This is a genomic window from Cyclobacterium roseum (genome assembly GCF_010119225.1).
In the GTDB taxonomy this organism is placed as follows: domain Bacteria; phylum Bacteroidota; class Bacteroidia; order Cytophagales; family Cyclobacteriaceae; genus Cyclobacterium; species Cyclobacterium roseum.
Genome location: NZ_WNKF01000001.1, coordinates 326,981 through 346,327 on the forward strand (window position 1 = coordinate 326,981; position 19,347 = coordinate 346,327).

At 44.6% G+C, this 19,347-nt stretch carries 16 protein-coding genes; 6 read left to right on the forward strand and 10 right to left on the reverse strand.

Annotation, left to right across the window (positions count from 1 at the left end):
* Nucleotides 1-24: 24 nt before the first annotated feature.
* Nucleotides 25-741 carry a pseudouridine synthase gene (locus tag GJQ68_RS01240; protein ID WP_162415487.1) on the reverse strand — a complete coding sequence of 239 codons (717 nt, stop codon included), beginning with the start codon at nt 739-741 and terminating at the stop codon, nt 25-27.
* 1 nt (nt 742) lies between these two features.
* Entirely contained in the window at nt 743-1,957 is a 1,215-nt protein-coding gene (gene mnmA, locus GJQ68_RS01245) for a tRNA 2-thiouridine(34) synthase MnmA (RefSeq protein ID WP_162415488.1), read from the reverse strand.
* Nucleotides 1,958-2,076: 119 nt separating this feature from the next.
* Between mnmA and gndA the strand changes: the two genes are divergently transcribed.
* Together gndA and arfB are read left to right on the forward strand one after the other, a co-directional pair.
* Complete coding sequence (gene gndA, locus GJQ68_RS01250; RefSeq protein WP_162415489.1) at nt 2,077-3,978, forward strand: NADP-dependent phosphogluconate dehydrogenase; 1,902 nt, start codon at nt 2,077-2,079, stop codon at nt 3,976-3,978.
* A gap of 27 nt (nt 3,979-4,005) precedes the next feature.
* The gene (gene arfB, locus GJQ68_RS01255; RefSeq protein ID WP_162415490.1) at nt 4,006-4,422 is read left to right on the forward strand and encodes an alternative ribosome rescue aminoacyl-tRNA hydrolase ArfB; all 417 of its coding nucleotides are present in this window, start codon (nt 4,006-4,008) and stop codon (nt 4,420-4,422) included.
* An 85-nt stretch (nt 4,423-4,507) separates the two neighbouring features.
* Here the strand turns inward: arfB and GJQ68_RS01260 are convergent, their stop codons facing one another.
* Both GJQ68_RS01260 and GJQ68_RS01265 read right to left on the reverse strand, forming a co-directional pair.
* The gene (locus GJQ68_RS01260) at nt 4,508-5,551 is read right to left on the reverse strand and encodes a branched-chain amino acid aminotransferase (RefSeq protein ID WP_235940985.1); all 1,044 of its coding nucleotides are present in this window, start codon (nt 5,549-5,551) and stop codon (nt 4,508-4,510) included.
* Between the two features lie 15 nt (nt 5,552-5,566).
* A complete protein-coding gene (locus GJQ68_RS01265; RefSeq protein WP_162415491.1) occupies nt 5,567-6,094 on the reverse strand; it encodes a YfiT family bacillithiol transferase in 528 nt (175 codons plus the stop codon).
* Between the two features lie 134 nt (nt 6,095-6,228).
* On the opposite strand from GJQ68_RS01265, the gene GJQ68_RS01270 reads away from it, so the two are divergent.
* Nucleotides 6,229-7,638 (forward strand): aminotransferase-like domain-containing protein, encoded by a 1,410-nt coding sequence (locus GJQ68_RS01270; RefSeq protein ID WP_162415492.1) that lies wholly within the window; start codon nt 6,229-6,231, stop codon nt 7,636-7,638.
* Here GJQ68_RS01270 and GJQ68_RS01275 read toward each other — a convergent pair whose 3' ends face one another.
* From GJQ68_RS01275 to GJQ68_RS01290, 4 genes are all read right to left on the reverse strand, one after another.
* Nucleotides 7,639-10,167, reverse strand: coding sequence for an outer membrane beta-barrel family protein (locus GJQ68_RS01275; protein ID WP_235940986.1), 2,529 nt, complete (start codon nt 10,165-10,167; stop codon nt 7,639-7,641).
* Between the two features lie 12 nt (nt 10,168-10,179).
* The gene (locus GJQ68_RS01280) at nt 10,180-10,995 is read right to left on the reverse strand and encodes a helix-turn-helix domain-containing protein (RefSeq protein WP_162415493.1); all 816 of its coding nucleotides are present in this window, start codon (nt 10,993-10,995) and stop codon (nt 10,180-10,182) included.
* A gap of 172 nt (nt 10,996-11,167) precedes the next feature.
* Complete coding sequence (locus GJQ68_RS01285) at nt 11,168-11,539, reverse strand: cupin domain-containing protein (RefSeq protein ID WP_162415494.1); 372 nt, start codon at nt 11,537-11,539, stop codon at nt 11,168-11,170.
* Between the two features lie 75 nt (nt 11,540-11,614).
* Nucleotides 11,615-12,187 (reverse strand): helix-turn-helix domain-containing protein, encoded by a 573-nt coding sequence (locus GJQ68_RS01290; RefSeq protein ID WP_317174408.1) that lies wholly within the window; start codon nt 12,185-12,187, stop codon nt 11,615-11,617.
* Between the two features lie 596 nt (nt 12,188-12,783).
* On the opposite strand from GJQ68_RS01290, the gene GJQ68_RS01295 reads away from it, so the two are divergent.
* Nucleotides 12,784-13,404, forward strand: a complete 621-nt coding sequence (locus GJQ68_RS01295; RefSeq protein WP_162415495.1) for an ATP-binding protein — start codon at nt 12,784-12,786, stop codon at nt 13,402-13,404.
* 475 nt (nt 13,405-13,879) lie between these two features.
* On the opposite strand, the gene GJQ68_RS01300 is transcribed toward GJQ68_RS01295, so the two are convergent.
* Nucleotides 13,880-16,249, reverse strand: coding sequence for an outer membrane beta-barrel family protein (locus tag GJQ68_RS01300; RefSeq protein ID WP_162415496.1), 2,370 nt, complete (start codon nt 16,247-16,249; stop codon nt 13,880-13,882).
* Nucleotides 16,250-16,435: 186 nt separating this feature from the next.
* Here GJQ68_RS01300 and GJQ68_RS01305 point away from each other — a divergent pair, with 186 nt between their 5' ends.
* Together GJQ68_RS01305 and GJQ68_RS01310 are read left to right on the forward strand one after the other, a co-directional pair.
* On the forward strand, nt 16,436-17,470 hold the full coding sequence (locus GJQ68_RS01305; RefSeq protein ID WP_162415497.1) for a sensor histidine kinase: 1,035 nt from the start codon (nt 16,436-16,438) through the stop codon (nt 17,468-17,470).
* Nucleotides 17,467-18,156, forward strand: coding sequence for a LytR/AlgR family response regulator transcription factor (locus tag GJQ68_RS01310; protein WP_162415498.1), 690 nt, complete (start codon nt 17,467-17,469; stop codon nt 18,154-18,156). Before GJQ68_RS01305 ends, GJQ68_RS01310 begins: the two co-directional genes overlap by 4 nt.
* Before the next feature lie 44 nt (nt 18,157-18,200).
* Here the strand turns inward: GJQ68_RS01310 and GJQ68_RS01315 are convergent, their stop codons facing one another.
* A complete protein-coding gene (locus GJQ68_RS01315) occupies nt 18,201-19,265 on the reverse strand; it encodes an endonuclease/exonuclease/phosphatase family protein (protein ID WP_162415499.1) in 1,065 nt (354 codons plus the stop codon).
* Nucleotides 19,266-19,347: the final 82 nt, after the last annotated feature.

Sequence of the window (19,347 nt, forward strand, 5' to 3'; positions counted from 1 at the left end):
ATATAGGTAATTATTTTTGGGCAATCAGGGAAAAAATTCCCTCGGCTCCCATCCCAAATTTTGGCTCATTTCCTGAAAATGAGTCGGTACAGGAGCCTGAATAGTAATCTTCTCGTTGGATTCAGGATGGTTAAAGGTCAGTTTCCAAGCATGAAGCAACATATAGCGCATCTGGAAATGACGGTCGAAAAACTTGTTTTGCTTATTATCCCCGTGCGTTTTGTCTCCAATGATATAATGGCGTAGATGCGCAAAATGCCTTCTGATTTGGTGCATTCTTCCGGTATGCGGATAGATTTTCACCAGGGAATACCGGCTGCTGGTATACCTGTTTGAGGATGGAAAGGGAATTTCCGTTTGGGCCAGGGTCCAATATTCCGTTTGGGCATCCTGAAGCTCAAATTCCAAATCTTTTGCCAGGGGCTGGTCAATCAGCGCATGAGCCTGCGGCATGTAACCCCGAACGATCGCCAGGTATTCTTTTTTAATAGAGGTACCTGCAAATTCGGGTTGTAAGCGGGAGGCGGCCGGAGCGTTTTTAGCAAACAGCAATACACCGGAGGTAGGCCGGTCTATTCGATGCAAGGGATACACTTTATATCCTAGCTGCTTGTGAAGTAGTTCAACAGCAAACAAGGCATCCGGGCTTCTTTCCAGCGGCGTTTTGTGCACCAATACGCCTACAGGCTTGTTTATCGCCAGGTAATCGTTATCCTCATAAAGTAGGGGGATTTGCCTCATATCAGGCAATGACTCCGGAACCAATGGCCTCATTTTCTTCGTACCAGGCTACAAATTGCCCGGAAGCAATTCCGCGCTGGGCATTTTCAAAAAGGACATACAAGCCATCTTCTTTCATCCTAAGCATGGCTTTGGATAAGGGTTGCCGGTAGCGAATCCTGGCGAGGTATTCGGCCGATTCACCCACCTCTAATGCCTTGTCGGGACGGATCCAGTGGATATCGTCGGTGGGTACAAACAAACCATTCCGCAGTAAACCGGGGTGTTCTTCTCCCATACCGGTGTAGATAATATTATTACTTGTGTCGGTACTTATGACAAATAAAGGTTTTCCGGTTCCTCCGATATTCAGGCCTTTTCGCTGCCCTATTGTAAAATAGTGAGCCCCATTATGTTCACCTACCATTTCTCCGTCGCTTTCCTGGTAACTGATGGGTTGGCAAATTTCCTCCAGGAGCTGCTGATCGTAATCGTCCGGATCCATCCCGGCTGGAACCTGTTTGGCTTGGTACAATGGGGAGGACTCCGGCACAACGATCACTTTTCCCTTTTTTGGTTTTAGTTGTTGTTGCAAAAAGTCGGGCAGCCTTACTTTACCGATAAAACACAAACCCTGGCTATCTTTCTTTTCTGCCGTTACCAGGTCCAGCGAGGCAGCAATTTTCCGGACCTCGGATTTTTGAAGGTGACCAATCGGGAAAAGGGCCTTGGATAGTTGCTCCTGATTTAGTTGGCATAGGAAGTAGCTTTGATCCTTATTAGGGTCTGCCCCTGCCAACAAGCGGTAAACCTTTTCGCCATTAAATTTTTCCTCCGCTTTTTGACAATAATGACCAGTGGCCACAAAGTCCGCCTTCAGTTTCAAAGCTGTTTTTAGAAAAATATCAAATTTTATTTCCCGGTTGCAGAGGATATCCGGATTGGGCGTTCTACCGGCCTGGTATTCTGCAAACATGTAATCGACTATCCGTTCCTTATAATCCTCGCTCAGGTCAATCGCCTGAAAAGGAATGCCCAGCTTTTGAGCTACCAGCATGGCATCCGTACTGTCTTCCTCCCAGGGGCATTCGTTGGATAAGGTCACGGATTCATCGTGCCAGTTTTTCATAAACAAACCAATGACTTCGTATCCCTGATCTACTAACAAGCTGGCTGCGACTGAACTATCCACGCCTCCGGAAAGTCCTACGACCACTCTTTTTTTAATTTGATGCATCTTTTACCTTTTCCGGGGTTAAAATTTCAACTATAACAACAAAACCGGAACCTATGGTTCAGAAGGCAAAATTAGTCATTAAATTGATTCGATCCGGGCGAATTTTGCTAATTTCGTATATGATTATAGTTCTCTACGGTGTCACCGGATGTGGGAAAACCACCATCGGAGCCTTACTTGCTGATCAACTTGATGTTCCCTTTTACGATGGCGATCATTTTCATCCGAAAGCCAACAAGGAGAAAATGAATGCTGGAATTCCCCTGACCGATGAGGATCGTATTCCCTGGTTGGATAATATTGCCAGGAATATGATCTCATGGGAAAAGCAGGGAGGCGCTGTTCTGGCTTGTTCGGCATTAAATGAAAAATACCGCAAGATATTGAAGGTAGTACCGCAAATTCATTGGGTCTTACTGCAGGGCAGCAAAAGCCTGATCAAATCCAGGTTGGCCAGTAGGATCGGGCATTTTATGAATCCTGCCCTCCTGGATTCGCAGATGGATACCCTGGAAATCCCCGATTATGGCTGGAAAATATCTGTAGAAATGACACCGGAAAAAGTGGTGGAAGAAATAACGAAAAAATTGAGCACAATGGAAAGTAAATCCGAAATAGGAATCATTGGAATGGGAGTCATGGGAAAAAACCTGGCCCTCAATCTTGCTGATCATCAAACCAGTCTGTCGATTTATAACCGGCACCTGCCGGGCAAAGAGGAAAAAATAGCGGAAAAAGTATTGGAAGCCAATCCGGACCTGAGTCAGGTGCGTGCGTTTGATCAATTAAAACCTTTTATGGAAAGCCTTCAATCACCCAAAAAAGTGTTGATGATGATCCCGGCCGGAGAGGTGATAGATCAGCAAATCGATGAATTATTACCCTTTCTGGATCCGGGTGATTTGCTAGTGGATGGTGGCAATTCTTACTATAAAGATACCGTTTCCAGAAGCCGGTTTTTAAAGGATAAAGACCTGTTGTTTTTGGGAATGGGCGTTTCCGGTGGAGAGGAAGGCGCCCGGTTTGGGCCTTCTTTAATGCCCGGAGGAGATCAACAGGGCTTTTTGCAGGTGGTTCCTTTTTTAGAAAAAATAGCCGCTAAAGATTTTAAAGGCAAAGCCTGCATCACCTATGTGGGCCCGGAAGGATCCGGCCATTTTGTGAAAATGGTACATAATAGCATTGAATACGGGGAGATGCAGGCAATTGCAGAGGTTTATTACCTGATGCGGCATTACCTGGAAATGCCCATGGAGGAAATAGCTGCCAATTTTGAATCCTGGATGGATAGCGATCTGTCCAACTACCTGTTGGAAATTACCATTGATATTTTGCGAAAAAAGGAAGCTGGCGAACCCCTTTTGGATAAAATTCTGGATCAGGCCGCCCAGAAAGGAACCGGTGGATGGTCTGTGACCACGGCGCTGGAGTACGGGGTTCCTTATGGCGTGTTGACCGAAGCCGTAATGGCCAGGAACCTTTCTGCCAGGAAACCCTTTCGGATGATTGCCGCCGGGTTGTATACGCCGGAAAAAATTTCAGGCATTGAAGGAAAAGAAGCGTTTTTGGATAAACTGCAGGCTGCCTATCAGGCCACCAGAATCATCAACCACGATGCAGGCTTCTCCCTCATGTTGGAGGTTTCCGAAAAAAACAACTGGAACCTGAATTTCTCTGAAATAGCCCGGGTCTGGACCAATGGCTGCATCATTCGCTCCAGGCTGATGGAAGAGCTGGTGGAACTGTTCCTGGAAAACAATCGCATTTTGCTTAATTATGAAGCCGTGACAGCCTTAAAGGGTTACCAAAATGACCTTTCCTATGTGGTGGGACAAGCGCTTCAGCACGGTTTTTCCGTGCCGTTATTGTCCAGCGCCATTAATTATTTTCTGGGGGCCATTACGGCAAATTCTTCCGCCAACCTGATTCAGGCGCAGCGGGATTATTTTGGAGCACACACCTACCAGCGCATTGATGCGGATTCGGAGGAGCATTTTCACACAGAATGGAAAGCGAAATAAACCCTTCCAATTCCAGGTAAATCAGTTATGTCCATTTTACAGAAAATAGAACAAGAATATTTTAACCCGGAGATTTCCTTTCAGGCCAGTAAAAGCAGTGGACCTGGAGGGCAGCATGTAAACAAGGTGAATACCAAAATAATACTGCTGTTCAATATACCCCAATCCAATTTGCTGCAGGATCATGAAAAGGCCATTCTGCTTCGCAAATTGACGAAAAAGCTGGATAAAGAGGGCAATTTGGTTGTTACCTCCCAAGACTCCCGCTCCCAAATCCAAAACAAGAAAAAAGCCATCAAAAAATTCTATGGCTTGTTAAAAAAAGCATTTCATAAAAAGAAACCCAGGATTGCGACCAAACCAGGGAAAGCAGCCAAAGAAAAGAGACTAAAAGCCAAAAAGATCCAATCCCAAAAGAAACAGTACCGGAGCAAGGATTGGTAGCTGATTTAACCGGTGGTCAATTTATTTGACCTCCGGTTAAAAACGTTCTGCTTTCACTTTTCCAATTTATTCACAGCTTTCGATCTCAAGCATCCAACAGTTGATTCCAGCCGTAAGTATCCGGCTTTTTTCCTTTTCGGACCGCTGCCAGTTTATCCTTTAGCCGGTACATTCCAGCATCTGCCTCCAGGTAAGTCGCATACGATTTCCCCTGGTAGCTTATGGTTTCAATAGGTGAAATGACAGCCGCTGTACCGGCTCCAAAAGCTTCGACCCGCTCGCCTTTTTCAATTCTCTCCGTAATTTCCTCAATTGCCACCGCTCTTTCTTCCACGGTAAATCCTTCTTCACTGGCCAATTTCAATAGCGAATCCCGGGTAATCCCATCCAAGATGCTATCACTAAGGGCGGGCGTCACCAGTGTCTTGCCATCAAGTATAAAAAGAATGTTCATAGTCCCGGATTCCTCAATATACTTTTTTTCCTTCGCATCCAGCCAGATAATCTGGTCAAAACCTTCTTTCTTGGCATTGATTTGGGGTAGTAGGGTGGCACCGTAATTGCCCCCGTTTTTTGCCGCACCGGCGCCTCCTCTGGCAGAACGAATGTAGTTGGTTTCTACCTTTACCTTGAGTGGCTTATTATAATAGGCTCGCATTGGCGAAAGCACGACCATAAACAGGTATTCCTGAGAAGCATCCACGCCCAATTTCTTTTCCGTAGCGATGACAAAAGGACGGATGTAAAGGGAATAGTCCGGATCATCGATGACCCAATCCGATTCCATTTTTAGCAGCTCTAAAATTCCATCCATAAATAGATGACGAGGAAGGGGAGGCATGGCCATTCTTTCCAGGGAACGGTTCATTCGTTTCCAATGGCTCTCCATACGGAAAATATTTATGTTCCCATTCGTCATCCGAAAGGCCTTGAGTCCTTCAAATACCGTCTGCCCGTAGTGAAAACACATGGCCAAAGGGGATAGGGAGATGGACTGTACCGGCGCTATGCGGTGTTCCGACCATTCCCCCTGCTGGTAAGCGGCCAGGAGCATGCGGTCGGTAGATTGAACCCCAAAAGTGAAGTTTTCAAAATCAAAGTCGGGTTTTCGGGTTTCAGTTTCGTTCATAATATGTCTTACTAGTTAATTTTCTATTCGTTTTGCCTGATAAATATGGGCCAAATGATGCCTGCCGTGCCAATCGTACAAACACACACTGGCTTTTAGTGGTATGAACTTGTCCTGCTCCGGATGAAAAAACCTTTTGTTCCATTGCGCTTCCGTCATATTCACCATGAGGTAAGTCCATCGTTCATGGATGCCTGTCAGTATGTTAACGGATCCACGCATTCCAAGTTTACTATCGGGAAGATCTGCCCAAAGGTTTTCTTTGTAGGGCTTAATGACCGGATTTTCTTCCGTCAAAGCCAACTTAAAACGCATGTAGGCGTTCATGTGGCTATCCGCCAGGTGATGCACCACTTGCCGGATGGTCCATCCAGCAGGTCGGTATTTTCTTTCAAGCATTTCATCGCCTAAATTGTTTACAGCTTCTTGTAAATCCTCTGGAAAATATTGAATACCCAGCATGGCCTGCTGCACCTTTTCAGTGGTAAGCTGTTCCGGGAGTTGAAACCTCCCAAGTGGGTATTTTAGTACTTCCAAATTCATAGATGCTATTTCAGGCGGAAACGAATGACCCTATTACGGAAAATCCAATTGCGAAGGCAAATAAACGAAGGAATAATGATTGGTTACAGATACAATTTATTTAATTTTGAGGGGTACAGTTAAAGCAGGTGTAAATGACATTGTATCAGGAGTTGGCGACTAATTTCGAGGGCCTTATTCACAAGGGCAGCCTAAAAGTGGGGGATAAGATGCCTTCCATTCGCACGGTGAGCAAGGAATACGGGGTAAGTAAAAATACCGTAATTCAGGCTTACCTGGTATTGGAAAGCAGGTCCTGCATCGTGTCCAGGCCACAGGCAGGATTTTTTGTCTGCGAAAAAGCAGATCAACGCTTACCCGTGCCCGATGCCAGCATGCCTCAAAATCATCCCGCCGATGCTGCAGACGATGGGTTGATTGGAAAGGTGTTCCGTAATTTTGTCAACAAGGAAATCACCCAGCTATCCCTGAGTGTACCCGACGAAAGTTTTTTTCCAGTGGCCCGCCTTAACAAATGCCTGCGGAAAGCAACGCAAACGCTGTCCTCCGGGGGAACCGGTTACGATGATATTCAGGGCAACCTGCGCCTCCGGAAAAACGTAGCCAAATGGTCCTTTACCTGGTCGGGTAATTTGGGTACCAAGGACCTGGTCACCACTTCCGGAGCCATGCATGCGATTTCCTTAGCATTTATGGCATTAACCCGGCCCGGAACGCGGATCGCTGTCGAAAGCCCAGTGTATTTCGGCATCCTGCAACTGGCAAAAAACATGGGCCTGCGGGTCATAGAACTCCCTACCCATCCCGTGTTTGGGGTAAGTCCCGAAGACATAAAAGCGGTGATCGGTAAAATAGATATTTGTTTGTTGGTCAGTAATTTTAATAACCCGCTCGGGAGTTGCATGCCGGAAGAAAACAAGAAGGAGATTGTACAGATCCTGGCGCAGCATGGGATTCCATTGATAGAGGATGACCTGTACGGAGACGTGTATTTTGGAGCAAACCGGCCCAAGCCCTGCAAAGCCTTTGATCAGGAAGGGATGGTTTTGTGGTGCGGATCCGTGTCCAAAACCCTGGCCCCGGGCTATCGGGTGGGCTGGATGGCACCTGGAAAATACATGAAGGACATCTTAAAGCTAAAACTCTTCCATTCCGTATCCGGCACCGCGCTGACACAGGAAGCCATTGGCCTGTTTTTAGAAAACGATCGGTACGAGCGGCATTTGCGATTGCTACGAAAGACCCTGCATGCCAATTCCCTTCATTTTATCCGAACCATTGCGGATCATTTTCCGGCCGAAACCAGGGTAAGCCGGCCTCAGGGGGGATTTGTATTGTGGGTGGAGCTGGCAAAAAAGGTAGATACCGGAAAACTATTTGACCCGGTATTATCTCAGGGAATTAGCTTTGCGCCGGGAAGGATGTTTACCCTTCAAAACCAATTTCACCATTGCCTGCGCCTCAATTATGGCTTGCCCTGGTCCGAAAAGCTGGAGCAACAACTAATGGTATTGGGGCAGTTACTGAAAGGCGACGTTCGGTAATTAAAATTCCTTTTCACCAAATTCACTTTTGATAAAACGGGATTTATCACGGGAAGGATTAAGGGTGTAACTAAGGTTCAATAGCACCATATCCACCTCCAGCACGTAATTCGTGGTGGTGTAAAATTCGTTCTCCCTCCAGGTGCTGATGCGTTGCTCATTGGTAGGCAGCAGGCCCATGTCCATGTTGAGCCATTGCAGGCTGGCATTAAGCCGGTCGTTCATAAACGTCTTTGTAAGTACCAGGTTGGGGGATAAAAACCGGGAATCCTCTCCCTGGGCAGTAATACGGTCCGAGAGGTAGTTTATGGACCATTGGGCACTGAAGGTTGGGGAGAAGTCAAAACTGGTATTGGCATTGATGGAATAGACCCAGGCGGCGTTATTGATCGGCCGCTCATCAAAACTTCCGCTGATCCGGTAGCGGTACAGGTTTCCCCCTGCAAACACTTTCCATTTGCTGCCAGGGTTTAGTTCCAGGCCCACTTCCATTCCCATGGACCTTCCGTTTCCTACGTTGGAATAGATTCGGTTCAAGATGGTATCGTTATAAATGGTATTTACCCGGTTGACCAGGTTTTTTACATGCCGGTAGTAGGCCGTGGCGTAGACACTGTTTTCCCCAAAATCCTGTACCAATCCGGTTTCCACCAGGTCAATAAATTCAGGTAGCAAGGTGGGATCTCCCTGTTCCAGGGTTTCGGAATGCTCCCGTTCAGGAAAAGGATTCATTTTGAAGGTGGTGGTTCGCTCCACCCTTCGGCTGTAAGCCCCCTTCAGCCGGGTATCATCTCCCAACTGATATTGTATGCTGGCAGAAGGATAGGGTAGAAAAAAATCGTAGGTGTAAAGACTGTCTACGGTATTGGATTTGTCCTGTAGGAGCAGTTTGCGGTCCATGTATTCCATCCGTAAACCGATGGAATAGTCCCATTTGTTTTTTTGTCCGGTTAGTTGTCCGTATCCGGAATGAATGACCCGGGTTAATTCCACATTGGAGGAAAATTCGGGTACCAATTCAAAATCGCCCGTTTCATTATTCCTTCGCTCGTAAACAAAATCTCCCTGATGATCCAGGTTTCGAAACTGATAGCCTGTTTCTATGATTCCCCAGGGAGTCGGTTTGGATTCGTAGTCTACCTGCCAGCGAATTCCGTGCAAAGGATTGTCGTTGGTATTGTATTCGTCCTGATAGACCAGATCGGTATTCGGAAAACCCAGGTTGCGGTTGGTGGTGGGACCTCCCAGCATGGTATATTCGTATAGAAAAGAACTGGAAATACGGGACTCGTTTTCAAAGGTATGGGAATAATCGAAGCTTCCCAGCGCGAAATCACTACGCCGGATTCGCAGGTTTTCGTTGTAGTACTGCATGGTGTACAATCGCTCCCCGTTTACGCTGGCATGGTTGTCGAAATACACAATATCGGCTGTCCGGTCTTTGCTCCGGATCCCTCCGTAAAAACCCAGACTGAATTCATTGTTGGCATCCGGCGTGTAGGCTACTGTAAAGCGACCTGAATAGGCTTCCTCATCGAAACCCCGCTCACCCTCTGAAGGAAAGCGTGTGGTCGTGTCTCCGCTAATGGTATACACATCTCCTATACGCTGCCCATTGACATCATTTCTCAAATAACTGGCTCCCAGGGATAGGTCCCAATCCCCTTTCCGGTGGTTAAGCGTAAAATCAGCTCCATACCGTTGCGGTTTTTCCTTATTATCGTAATCCTGTATGCTGGGGGCTCCAATGCGGGTATTAAGTTGGATAAACGTCCCGTCGGTGGCACCTTTTTCCGTGGTGATATTGATAATGCCTGCCTTTCCTTCCGGGTCGTATTTGGCGGAGGGAGCCGTCACCACTTCAATATTTTTTATGGCATTGGCCGGCAATTGGCTTAGGATGGACGAAGGGTCCGATTGCAGGGGTTTACCGTTGAGCATGATCACAAATCCGGTGGATCCCCTGACGGACAATTCCCCCGCTGCATCAATGCTTACCGATGGAAGATTTCGAATCAGATCGATGGCCGTGCCGCCCTGCCCCGACCTGAATTCCGATGACTCGAATACCTGCCGGTCTAATTGGTGCATGGTGGTAAAGCGAGTTCCTGAGACCTCGACCATCTCCAGCAATTGCTCGTTTGGGGATAAGGTGATGGTACCCAGATCCAGCGACTGTCCGCGGCTAAGTGCCAGTTCCTCCATCACATAGGGGTTATATCCCATAAATTGGATGAGAAGATAATAATTGCCGGGTTTGGCATCGTTTAGTTCAAATCTCCCATCCGGCGCTGTGACGGTTCCTGCCACCAGGCTGGAATCTGACCGCTCGTACAGACCGACACTTCCGTATTCAATGGGACTGTCTTCATTGGCATCCATGAGCGTTCCCTGTATGGAAATTTGCGCAAAAATGGGAAAACAAAGGAGCAGTTGTAAAAAGCAGGTGAGTAGAACGTTTGTCAATAAAGAATTCATGTCCCAAAGTACGTTCAGAATACCTGCATTCTTACGGTAGATTATTGACAATAATGGTAGATTTTACAGTTTTGCACGGTATTCGGTGGGCGTCAGAGTGGTTTGAGATTTAAAAAATTTGATGAAATTAGAAGCATCTGAAAAGTTCAATTGATAGGCAATTTCCGCCACGGGGTATCCGGTATGGCTGAGCAGATTTTTGGATTCGATAAGCATCCGTTCGCGGATCACCTCGATGGCATTTCCACCGGTAGCCGTTTGACAAAGCTGATTTAGCTTGCGAATACTGATATGCATGGCCTTGGCGTAGGCCTCTGCTGTTTTCATGTGCAGGTAGTTTTCCTGCACCAGTTTTTTAAACCGGGCAAATTCATCCAATACATTCGGATGAATGGCTGCCTGCTGAAGGGGAAGCTGAATCGTTTTGTAGATAAGCGTATTTAAATGAGCGGATAAAAGGTCCAGGGAGGCATTGTTTTTAAAGTCGAGGTAAAATACTTCGGCTAATTGAAGTAAGGAAGGGTCTACCCCCGGAAGCGTAAAGGTTTCCTGCAAGTTATAAAGATGGGCCAATGCCCTGGGGTAGCTGCTCAGGGCTTCTTCCTTAAATAAGACCACGTACCCCTCCGGGATTTTTGAAAAATCCCAACAGTGTACCTGGCCCAGATTCAGGTAAAATCCCATAGGAGGCTGCACTTCATACGCCAGGTCTCCCACCGTATGGTAACCGGCTCCTTTAGAAAGGTAGATGAGCTCGTGGTATCCTTCGTGTCGATGGGGTTTGGTAGGTTTGATTACCGGTTTCATTTTAGAAACCTTCAGAACCAGGCCTTTTTCGATTTTGTTTTTGCTGCCGATAATTTTTGCTTCACCTTCCATTAAATGGTGTCTGATAATCTATAAAGTCCAATGCGGATCCTAAGCATTGAACTTTAAAACTAAGCATATTATCTGAAAGTTTGGCACTATATTTTAACGAGAAAAAATAACCCCACCTGCTGCGACCGGGCAGTAGGAGCTGATTCGGGTATATGCCAGTTAATTTTAACCCTCAGTCTTCATAACCTGATTTGATGACCGTCGAGATCATTTTGAACTGCTCATTGGCATTGAAATGATGGGTGGAATGGGCTGGTATAATAATCCCTTCGCCCAAGACCATTTGATAGACCTGCTTATCTATCAGAATTTCGGCAGCCCCGTCTATTATCTGAACATAAATATCAAATGGAAGCGATTTTTCTTCCATCTCCTGCCCGGCATCCAGACAGGAAACCGTTATATTCCCGGTAATCTTTTTTAATACGGTTTTACTTATCACAGACCGGGGTAAGTATTCGATGATCTTTGATATTACGTGTGATGTTGACTTTTCTAAATCTTTGCCATCTTTACCAGTATCACCTTTATTAGAACGTATCATTATCCAATGGTTTATAATTTCTTATAAAGATTGAATTATTTTTACTAAAAAGTATTATACATTGTAAAAATTAGTTTACAAATTTTCAAGGTTTGTATCCCTTCGCTTCTTCAGGGTTTTAAAATAGGAAGGGGTAAGTCCTGTGATTTTTTTAAATTGGTTGGAAAGATGTGCGGAGCTGCTGTAATTTAACAGGTGGGCAATTTGGGAAAGATTGAGTTCATCGTATAGCAGGAGCTCTTTTACCCGTTCTATTTTGTGAATGATGATGTATTGCTGGATGGTGATACCCGTAATTTCGGAGTAAATATTGGACAGGTAAATGTAATCATAGCCCAGTTTCTCGCTGATATAGTCGGAATAGTTGATTTTCGGGACTTCATCCGTATAATGGACCAACTCTACAATCACACTTTTAATCTTATTGATCAGGATACTTCGTTTGTCATCGAGCAATTCCAGGCCTGATTTCCGTAGATTTTTTTGCAATTTGTCATGCTGCTCCTGCGTAAGCCGTTTATATAGTTCTACTTCTCCGAGTTGGATGGTGGTGTAAGGGATGTTAAGTTTTTCTAACTCCTGCCTGACCATCATCTTACAGCGAAGACTGACCATGAATTTTATATGAATTTTGGGAAGATTTGTCACAGTTTTAAGTTACTAATATTTATTCGAATTCACTAATTCCATCACGCTGAATTGCTCGTCAGGAAGGTGATTCCCGTTGATTCCCTCTTTTGGTAACCTTGTCCATACAAACAAAGATTGAATGAACCTTTTCTGAATAATTTACAATATAATAGAATAAAATTACATAAATCACAGGTTTTCTATTTTCGAGGGGTGATGGAATGCTTATCTTACTAATAAAAACATCCTGTTAAGACCACAGTTGAGTTGATAATTAATTTTTACAAATATCACCAAAAGTTATGTAATTTATTTCTATTTGATTGTTATACCTTGTAGCTATATTTTAAATAACGACAGCTAAAAATCAGATTGAAATGAAAAGTGAATTTTATAAATCCGTTGGAAATCGGACGAACGGGATGGCTCCTAATAAGTCTGATGAGGTTGAAATAAACAAAGCTGACTTTGAAAAGGTTTCCTTGGAAAATCAGCGTTTAATGGCTGAAATACGTGATTTACAATATACAAATAGAGAATATAAATCAGTCATTTACCATATATCTCATGATTTAAATTGGCCGTTAAATAATATTATTTCTTTAATCAACTTGATGATGGATACCCAGGACCCGGAAGAAATGGTGACCCTCTCCAAACCGGTATTAAAGTCGATAAATAATTTTAAAGCGTCAATGAATGAAATTCTAAAACTAAATAGAAAAGAAGTTGAAAAGGATGTAAAGGGCCAGGTAATCATCAAAAAAGTACTAAATGAAGTGCTTGAAAGTATCAACGGCCAATTTATTAATTCCGGGGCTGTTTTGTCTCATTCCCTACAGGTAAGCCATCTAAATTTCCCGAAAAAAAATTTAAGGAGTATTTTATTTAACCTCATTTCCAATTCCATAAAATACAAATCCCCGGATCGGATCGCTACCATCCATGTTAGTACCTATAGAAAGGGGGGGTATGTCGTACTATCTGTCATGGACAATGGCACCGGCATAAAACCCCAAAAGATGGATCAACTTTTCACGAAGTTCGGAACGCTTCACGACGAATCCTATCCGGGCGAAAGTCTCGGAATCGGACTCTATTTGGTTAAAAAAATGGTAGAGGAAGCAGGTGGTGAAATGGAAGCTGAGAGTGAATGGGGTAAGGGTTCCGTCTTTAATGTGTACCTGCCACAAAAGGCAGGTTCCACCAGTTCCGAAGTACCCCCTGCCAGCTAAAACTGACAGCCTTGAACTAGAAAGGTGAAACATTTTAACTGAAAGTTATTTTAAATTACCAAAAGCTGACTTTCGATTAACTGTATTTCTTCGGCGGTCAGCTCATAGAGTTCGTAGACCAGTTGGTCGATTTGTTTTTCCAGTTCGACCGTGTCGGCATCCGGGAGTTACATTCGATCGATCTAATAGGTAGATTAACTGGTACTTGAAACGTTCTATTTCAATCCGGTTGGGTTTGACTTTAAGAAAGGCTTTGTTAAGGGCCCTTCTGGGTTTCAAGATTTGAAGGTTCATTGGTGCTATTTTTTGTCAAATTATACATTTCTTTTTGCTTTATAAATGACTCATCGAATTTTATACCGGTAGTTTGAATCACATGGACCGCAATTAGAATGAGGAATGTAAAATGCAATAAAAAATCCGAGCCCAAATGAGCCCGGATTAGCACTGATATTCAAGCGATTTGGCAGGTGATCTAAAATCTTTTCTGCCCGCTAAACTCCATGGCTTCGCCCTTGCCAAAGCCATAACTGATGCCAAACGTGATAAAGCGGCCCCGGAGTCGGTAATCGTACTGCGAAAAATTGTTCTGTACGGTTTCGGTTTCAAATATCCGAGAAGCAAAGGCATCTCTTATACTCAGGTTTAGAATGGTCTTTCCTTTCATGATTTTCTTCCGTATTCCGATATCAGCCAATGCATAACCGCTAATTTTGCGCTGAAAAGTCTGGTAGGCGGATTGGTAATTACCAATGAGTTCCAGGGTGAAATCTGCCGGAAGGTCAAACTTAGATGTCAGTCGGGCGGACCATTGGTCAGCGGTAAAATCAAAAGGGCTGGCCTCAAAGGTTCCCTCCCGATTGAAGTAGTTATAATTAAAATCCCCGCTAAGTGACACCCATTCGTTGGGGGTGAATTTTCCGTTCAACTCTACCCCAGTCGCTTTATTGGTACCAATATTCATGGGCATGGTAATGCCGACATTATCCTCAAATGTGGTCACATTCTCTACCGTCTGCGTGATATAGCGATGATACACGGAGCTACTTAAAGAAAGTAACTCAAAATCGAGTATTCCGGTAATTTCATAGCTATCGGTCAGTTCCGGTAGCAGGTCCGGATTTCCGGTGCGGATACTGAAATTGTTCCGGATATTATAAAACGGATTCAAGTCAAAAAGCCTGGGTCGGGATATCCTACGGGAGTACCCTCCCTGTAGGGAAAAGTTGTCGGCCAGTTTGTAAGAACTATGCAGGGTAGGGAAGAGGTTGGTGAAGTTTTGCTGATTTTCCAATTCGTTTTGCTTCAACAAGGTATTCAAATCCGTATTTTCTACCCGCAATCCCAGTTTAAGTCCAAATTTGTCTCCCTCATAGGCACCGGTGCTGTACACTCCCAGCACTTTTTGTGTATAAAAAAACGTATTGGTTCGTTCAGGGATTTGCTCCCATGCGCCATTCTCAAAAGTAGCGATGGAAAAATCATTATTAACATCGGTGATTAGGTACTGCCCTCCCGTCTCAAAGGTGATTTCCTCTGTGATGGGCTTCGTGTAATCTGCTTTGAAGGTATATTCTGCCTGACCAAAATCCGTATCCGTCAGCTGTCGGTCCTGCAGGGCCATTTCTCCGAAAGAGGGGATGTTATTGAAGGTTGACATTTGATCCTTGGCAAAGGAGCTTCCCAACGCACTGATCAGCAGGTAATGATCATCGCTATCGGAAAAGTCGCTTTTGTATTGCAACTCGTACTGCCATTTGGGATTGGTGGCTTCGGTGGATTCATCCCGGGTCCAGCCCGCTTCAGGCCCGGAAGACCTGTTTTCAGAGGTAAAATTGCCGGTAGAATACTCCGTTTCCCATTCATAGGCAAAATTACCGGTGAGCGAAAGGACGTTGCGATCGTTGATATGGTAATCGGTTCCCAGGATTAGATTAAAAAACGTTTCGTTCTTTTCCCCGTCGCCTTTATTCCGGATGTAGGATTGTTCGGCTAAATTGCTATTGATGGTTTCAAATGTTTCCGGAAACGTCCGGTGCCCCACGCCCAATTGGCTGAAAAGGTTGAATTTTTCGGTGCGTTTGTTCAGGCTAAAACCCAAGCTGTGATTATTGGGTACGCCGGTATTGAGCGTCAGGGATCCGTTAACTCCTTTTTTCTCTTCTTTTTTTATAACAATATTGATGATTCCGGAGGTGCCTTCTGCATCGTATTTGGCGGAAGGGTTGGTGATCACTTCCACGCGGTCTATCATGTCTGCTGTGATGGTTCCGAGGGCATTGCCGCCATCGCTGGCAAGTACAGAAGGTTTGCCATTGATCAGGATCTGCACGCCACCAATTCCCCGGAGTTGAATTTGCCCTTCGATATTGACCGTGACAGAAGGTACGTTATTCAGTACCTCCAATGCACTGGCCCCGGTGCTACTCAGGTCCTGGCCTACGTTAAATACCCGCTTATCCAATCGGAATTCGGTGGTAGACCGCTCTCCACGAATGACCACCTCATCCATTAGTTCGCTGTCTTCTGCCAAAGGGATGGTTCCCAGATCCACTTTTCCACCTACCATGTCGTAGTCCGAAATGGTTTGGGTGATAAAGCCTATGAAACTGATCTCTACAATGAAACTTTCCTTTTGGGTGGTCAATAAAATCCCGCCATCCGCTTCGGTGGTGGTACCGGCAATCATTTGCCCGTTTTCTCCATCCAGGAGTTTTATGGTTGCAAACTCGATGGGCATTTGGCTATTGGCATGGACCACCTTGCCGGTAATTTCTATATCTTGTGCCTGGAGTAAGCCCAGACCCAGCCACATACTTAAAATAAAAGGCACTTGTATTTTCATCGGTTAGTTGTGTTTACGTAACACTACAAAGCTGCGTATAAAAATAGCTGAAAAGAAATAAAATCGACAAACGACGGGTATCATCAGATGAACGGCAGAGTAGTATGTTTTGGTCATTTATCCGGCTAAAGCGGTTGTTTACCGGAACCAATGGGGCAATTCCCTTCATCTATGTAAATTTGACAAATGGGCAATACCTTATTACAGCAGCATCCTGGAAAAGGGGAGTTGTTTTTCCAACTCATCCTGCATGCATTGGTCTTTAGTTTTTATACCATTGACAGGCATCATCCGGACGTGTTGTATACTTTTGAGACCTATCATTTTATGTTTTTTGTTAATTACACCTGGGCGAATTTGTTGATAAGCTATGTTTTTCTGCCCCGCTTTTTTTATCCTAAAAGGTATACCCTTTTCGCATTATTGACATTTTTGGTTGTGGCCCTGGTCATTCTGATAGAAGAAATGGTACTGGAGCGCTGGTTTTTCCCAGATTCCAGGGGCACCAATTTTCCCGGAGTCATTTTTAGTTTGGGACAGGTATTGCCCATCCTGGCCATTCTATCCGGGTTTAAATTTGCCTGGGATGCCTTGCTAAAACAACGGCAATTGGATGAATTAAAGGCCATGGTGCGTGAGAGCGAATTGGCCTTTCTGAAATCTCAGATCAATCCGCATTTTTTGTTTAACAACCTGAATAACCTGTATGCTTACGCAGTAGAAGGATCAGCGAAAACCCCGGAAATCATTCTGGAACTGAGTTCAGTGTTGCGCTACATGCTATATGAGTGTAGGGAGGCGTCTGTTCCTTTGATGAAGGAAATTGATCATCTGCGAAACTTTACGCAATTGTACGAGTTGCAAATTGAGGACAGAGGAAAAGTGTCTTTTCAGGTAGGAAGCGTTCCCTCAGGTTTCCGGATAGCCCCTTTGATATTAAATGTATTTATTGAAAATGCTTTCAAACACAGTCAGGCCAGTCAGTCGGAAAAAATCCGGATCAGTATTCACCTGGAGGTAAATGAGGAAGGCCTGTTAACATTTAACTGTCAAAATAATTATCTTTCTGAAAATGAGACGATTTCTAGTGAAAAGGGGATTGGCTTGGTAAATGTTCGCAAACGACTAGCTTTGCTCTACCCGGACAGCCATGATCTGACGATTCGCCAAACCGATACGGATTACCATGTATTCCTGTCCCTTCAGCTTCGAAAGATATGAATTGCATCATCATTGAAGATCAACCACCTGCCCAGCGAATTTTAAAGAAATACCTGGATGAGTTGGGTACCTGTACCCTGGCAGGAACGTTCAGCGATCCGGTAAAAGCCATGGCTTTTTTGCAGCAGGAGCCGGTAGATTTAGTGTTTTTGGATATCCATTTACCCAAGATTTCGGGTATCGAATTTCTTAAAAGCCTGTCATTCAAACCAAAAGTCATTCTTACCACGGCTTATCCGGAATATGCGCTGGAAGGCTATGAATTGGATGTGGTGGATTACTTATTGAAACCCTTTTCTTTCCAGCGTTTTGTGAAAGCCATAGGAAAGGTTTCCAAGCAGGAATTTTCACAAGAAACCCGGATCTATGATGCAAAGAAGGAGTGCTTTATCAAGGTTGGGTACGAACATATACGGATCGTCTTTGAGGATATTCAGTACATTATGGCCGATGGGGACTATTGTGAAATTATCCTCTCAGAAAAAAAATACCTTTCGGCCGAACCCTTAAAAAAATGGGTGGAAATGCTGGATGAAGGAGTTTTTATCCGAGTGCATAAATCCTTTGTAATCAACAGTAAGGAAATTAATAAAATTAGTGGGAACCAGGTTTTTATGAATAGTGGAAAAGTAATTCCCCTGGGCAGGGCCTATAAAGAGGCGTTCATTAACCGATTCTTAAGATAGGTTCTAAAAAGTTCCTTACATCCTTTGGCTTCAAAAAGAAAGGGTCAATTTGAAGATTCCTGGCTTTCTTCATTTCCTTTTTCCACCTTTTCCTCTACTTCAGCATTTTCTTCTGCATCTGTATTATCTACCTCTTCCGCCTCCGTCGAATCCGGTTCAAAGCTTAGTTCGACCCACATGGGAAAATGATCCGAACCTATCGGCTCCAGTTTCTCAATTCGAACCAATCCGAAGTCGTTGGAATAAAACACATGGTCCAGGGGATATCGTAAAAGCGGCAGGTAAACACTGTAGGTATTGAAAAAACCCCGGCCCTCCCGGGGGTCTACCAGCTGACTATACTCCCGGAATAAGGTGGATGTTTTGGACCATCCCACGTCGTTTAAATCACCGGCAACCAGAACCGGTCCGGGATCTTCTTTTATTTTTTTGCCAACGATCAGCAGCTCGGTATCCCTTTCATAGGTGTCCGAACCCGGTTTGGGAGGTTCCGGATGCACCCCAAAAAAATCAAATTGTCCCCCATTGGGTAACTGAACCTGAGCGAATATGGAAGGAATGTTATTTTCAACTAAATAATTGACCTTACCGTTTTTTAGCGGAAACTTGGAAAGGAGAATCATGCCATAGGTATTGTTCAGCGGTTCTTTTATCGTATGTGGATATCGCTCGTCCAGCTCAATTAGGGCTCTGGTCCAGAGAAGGTTTGGCTCCGTAAGTAGTATTAAATCAGGATCCCTGGAGGCGATTAAATTTTTGAGTTTTTCAAAATCCTGGTTTTCCATTAACACATTGCTGACCAGGAGGGAAAACTTTTGCCCTTCATCCGTAGCTTTTTTAGCCGTTGGGGCTACCAATGGGGTAAAGCTGATGATTTTGCTGACATGGTAGAATAAAGAGGCTACCAATAAAACCATAAATACAGTCTGGAACCAGCGGTTTTCTTTGCGGAGGAAATAAAAAGCCAAGGCCATGGCCAGCAAGCAGAGCACCGCAATCTGAACCCTTGGAAAATCAAAAATTCGGATCCACCAGGTGCCTGTTTCAATTAAAGGCAAGGCAGATACCAGAATGATTAAAGAACCAAAGGTGATAACAACGTACTTCATAAAATTGCTGGTTTCGAAACGGGTTTATACAAAAATAACCGCAATTTCCTTACCAGATTTCTCAGGGGCCAATCCCTGATTC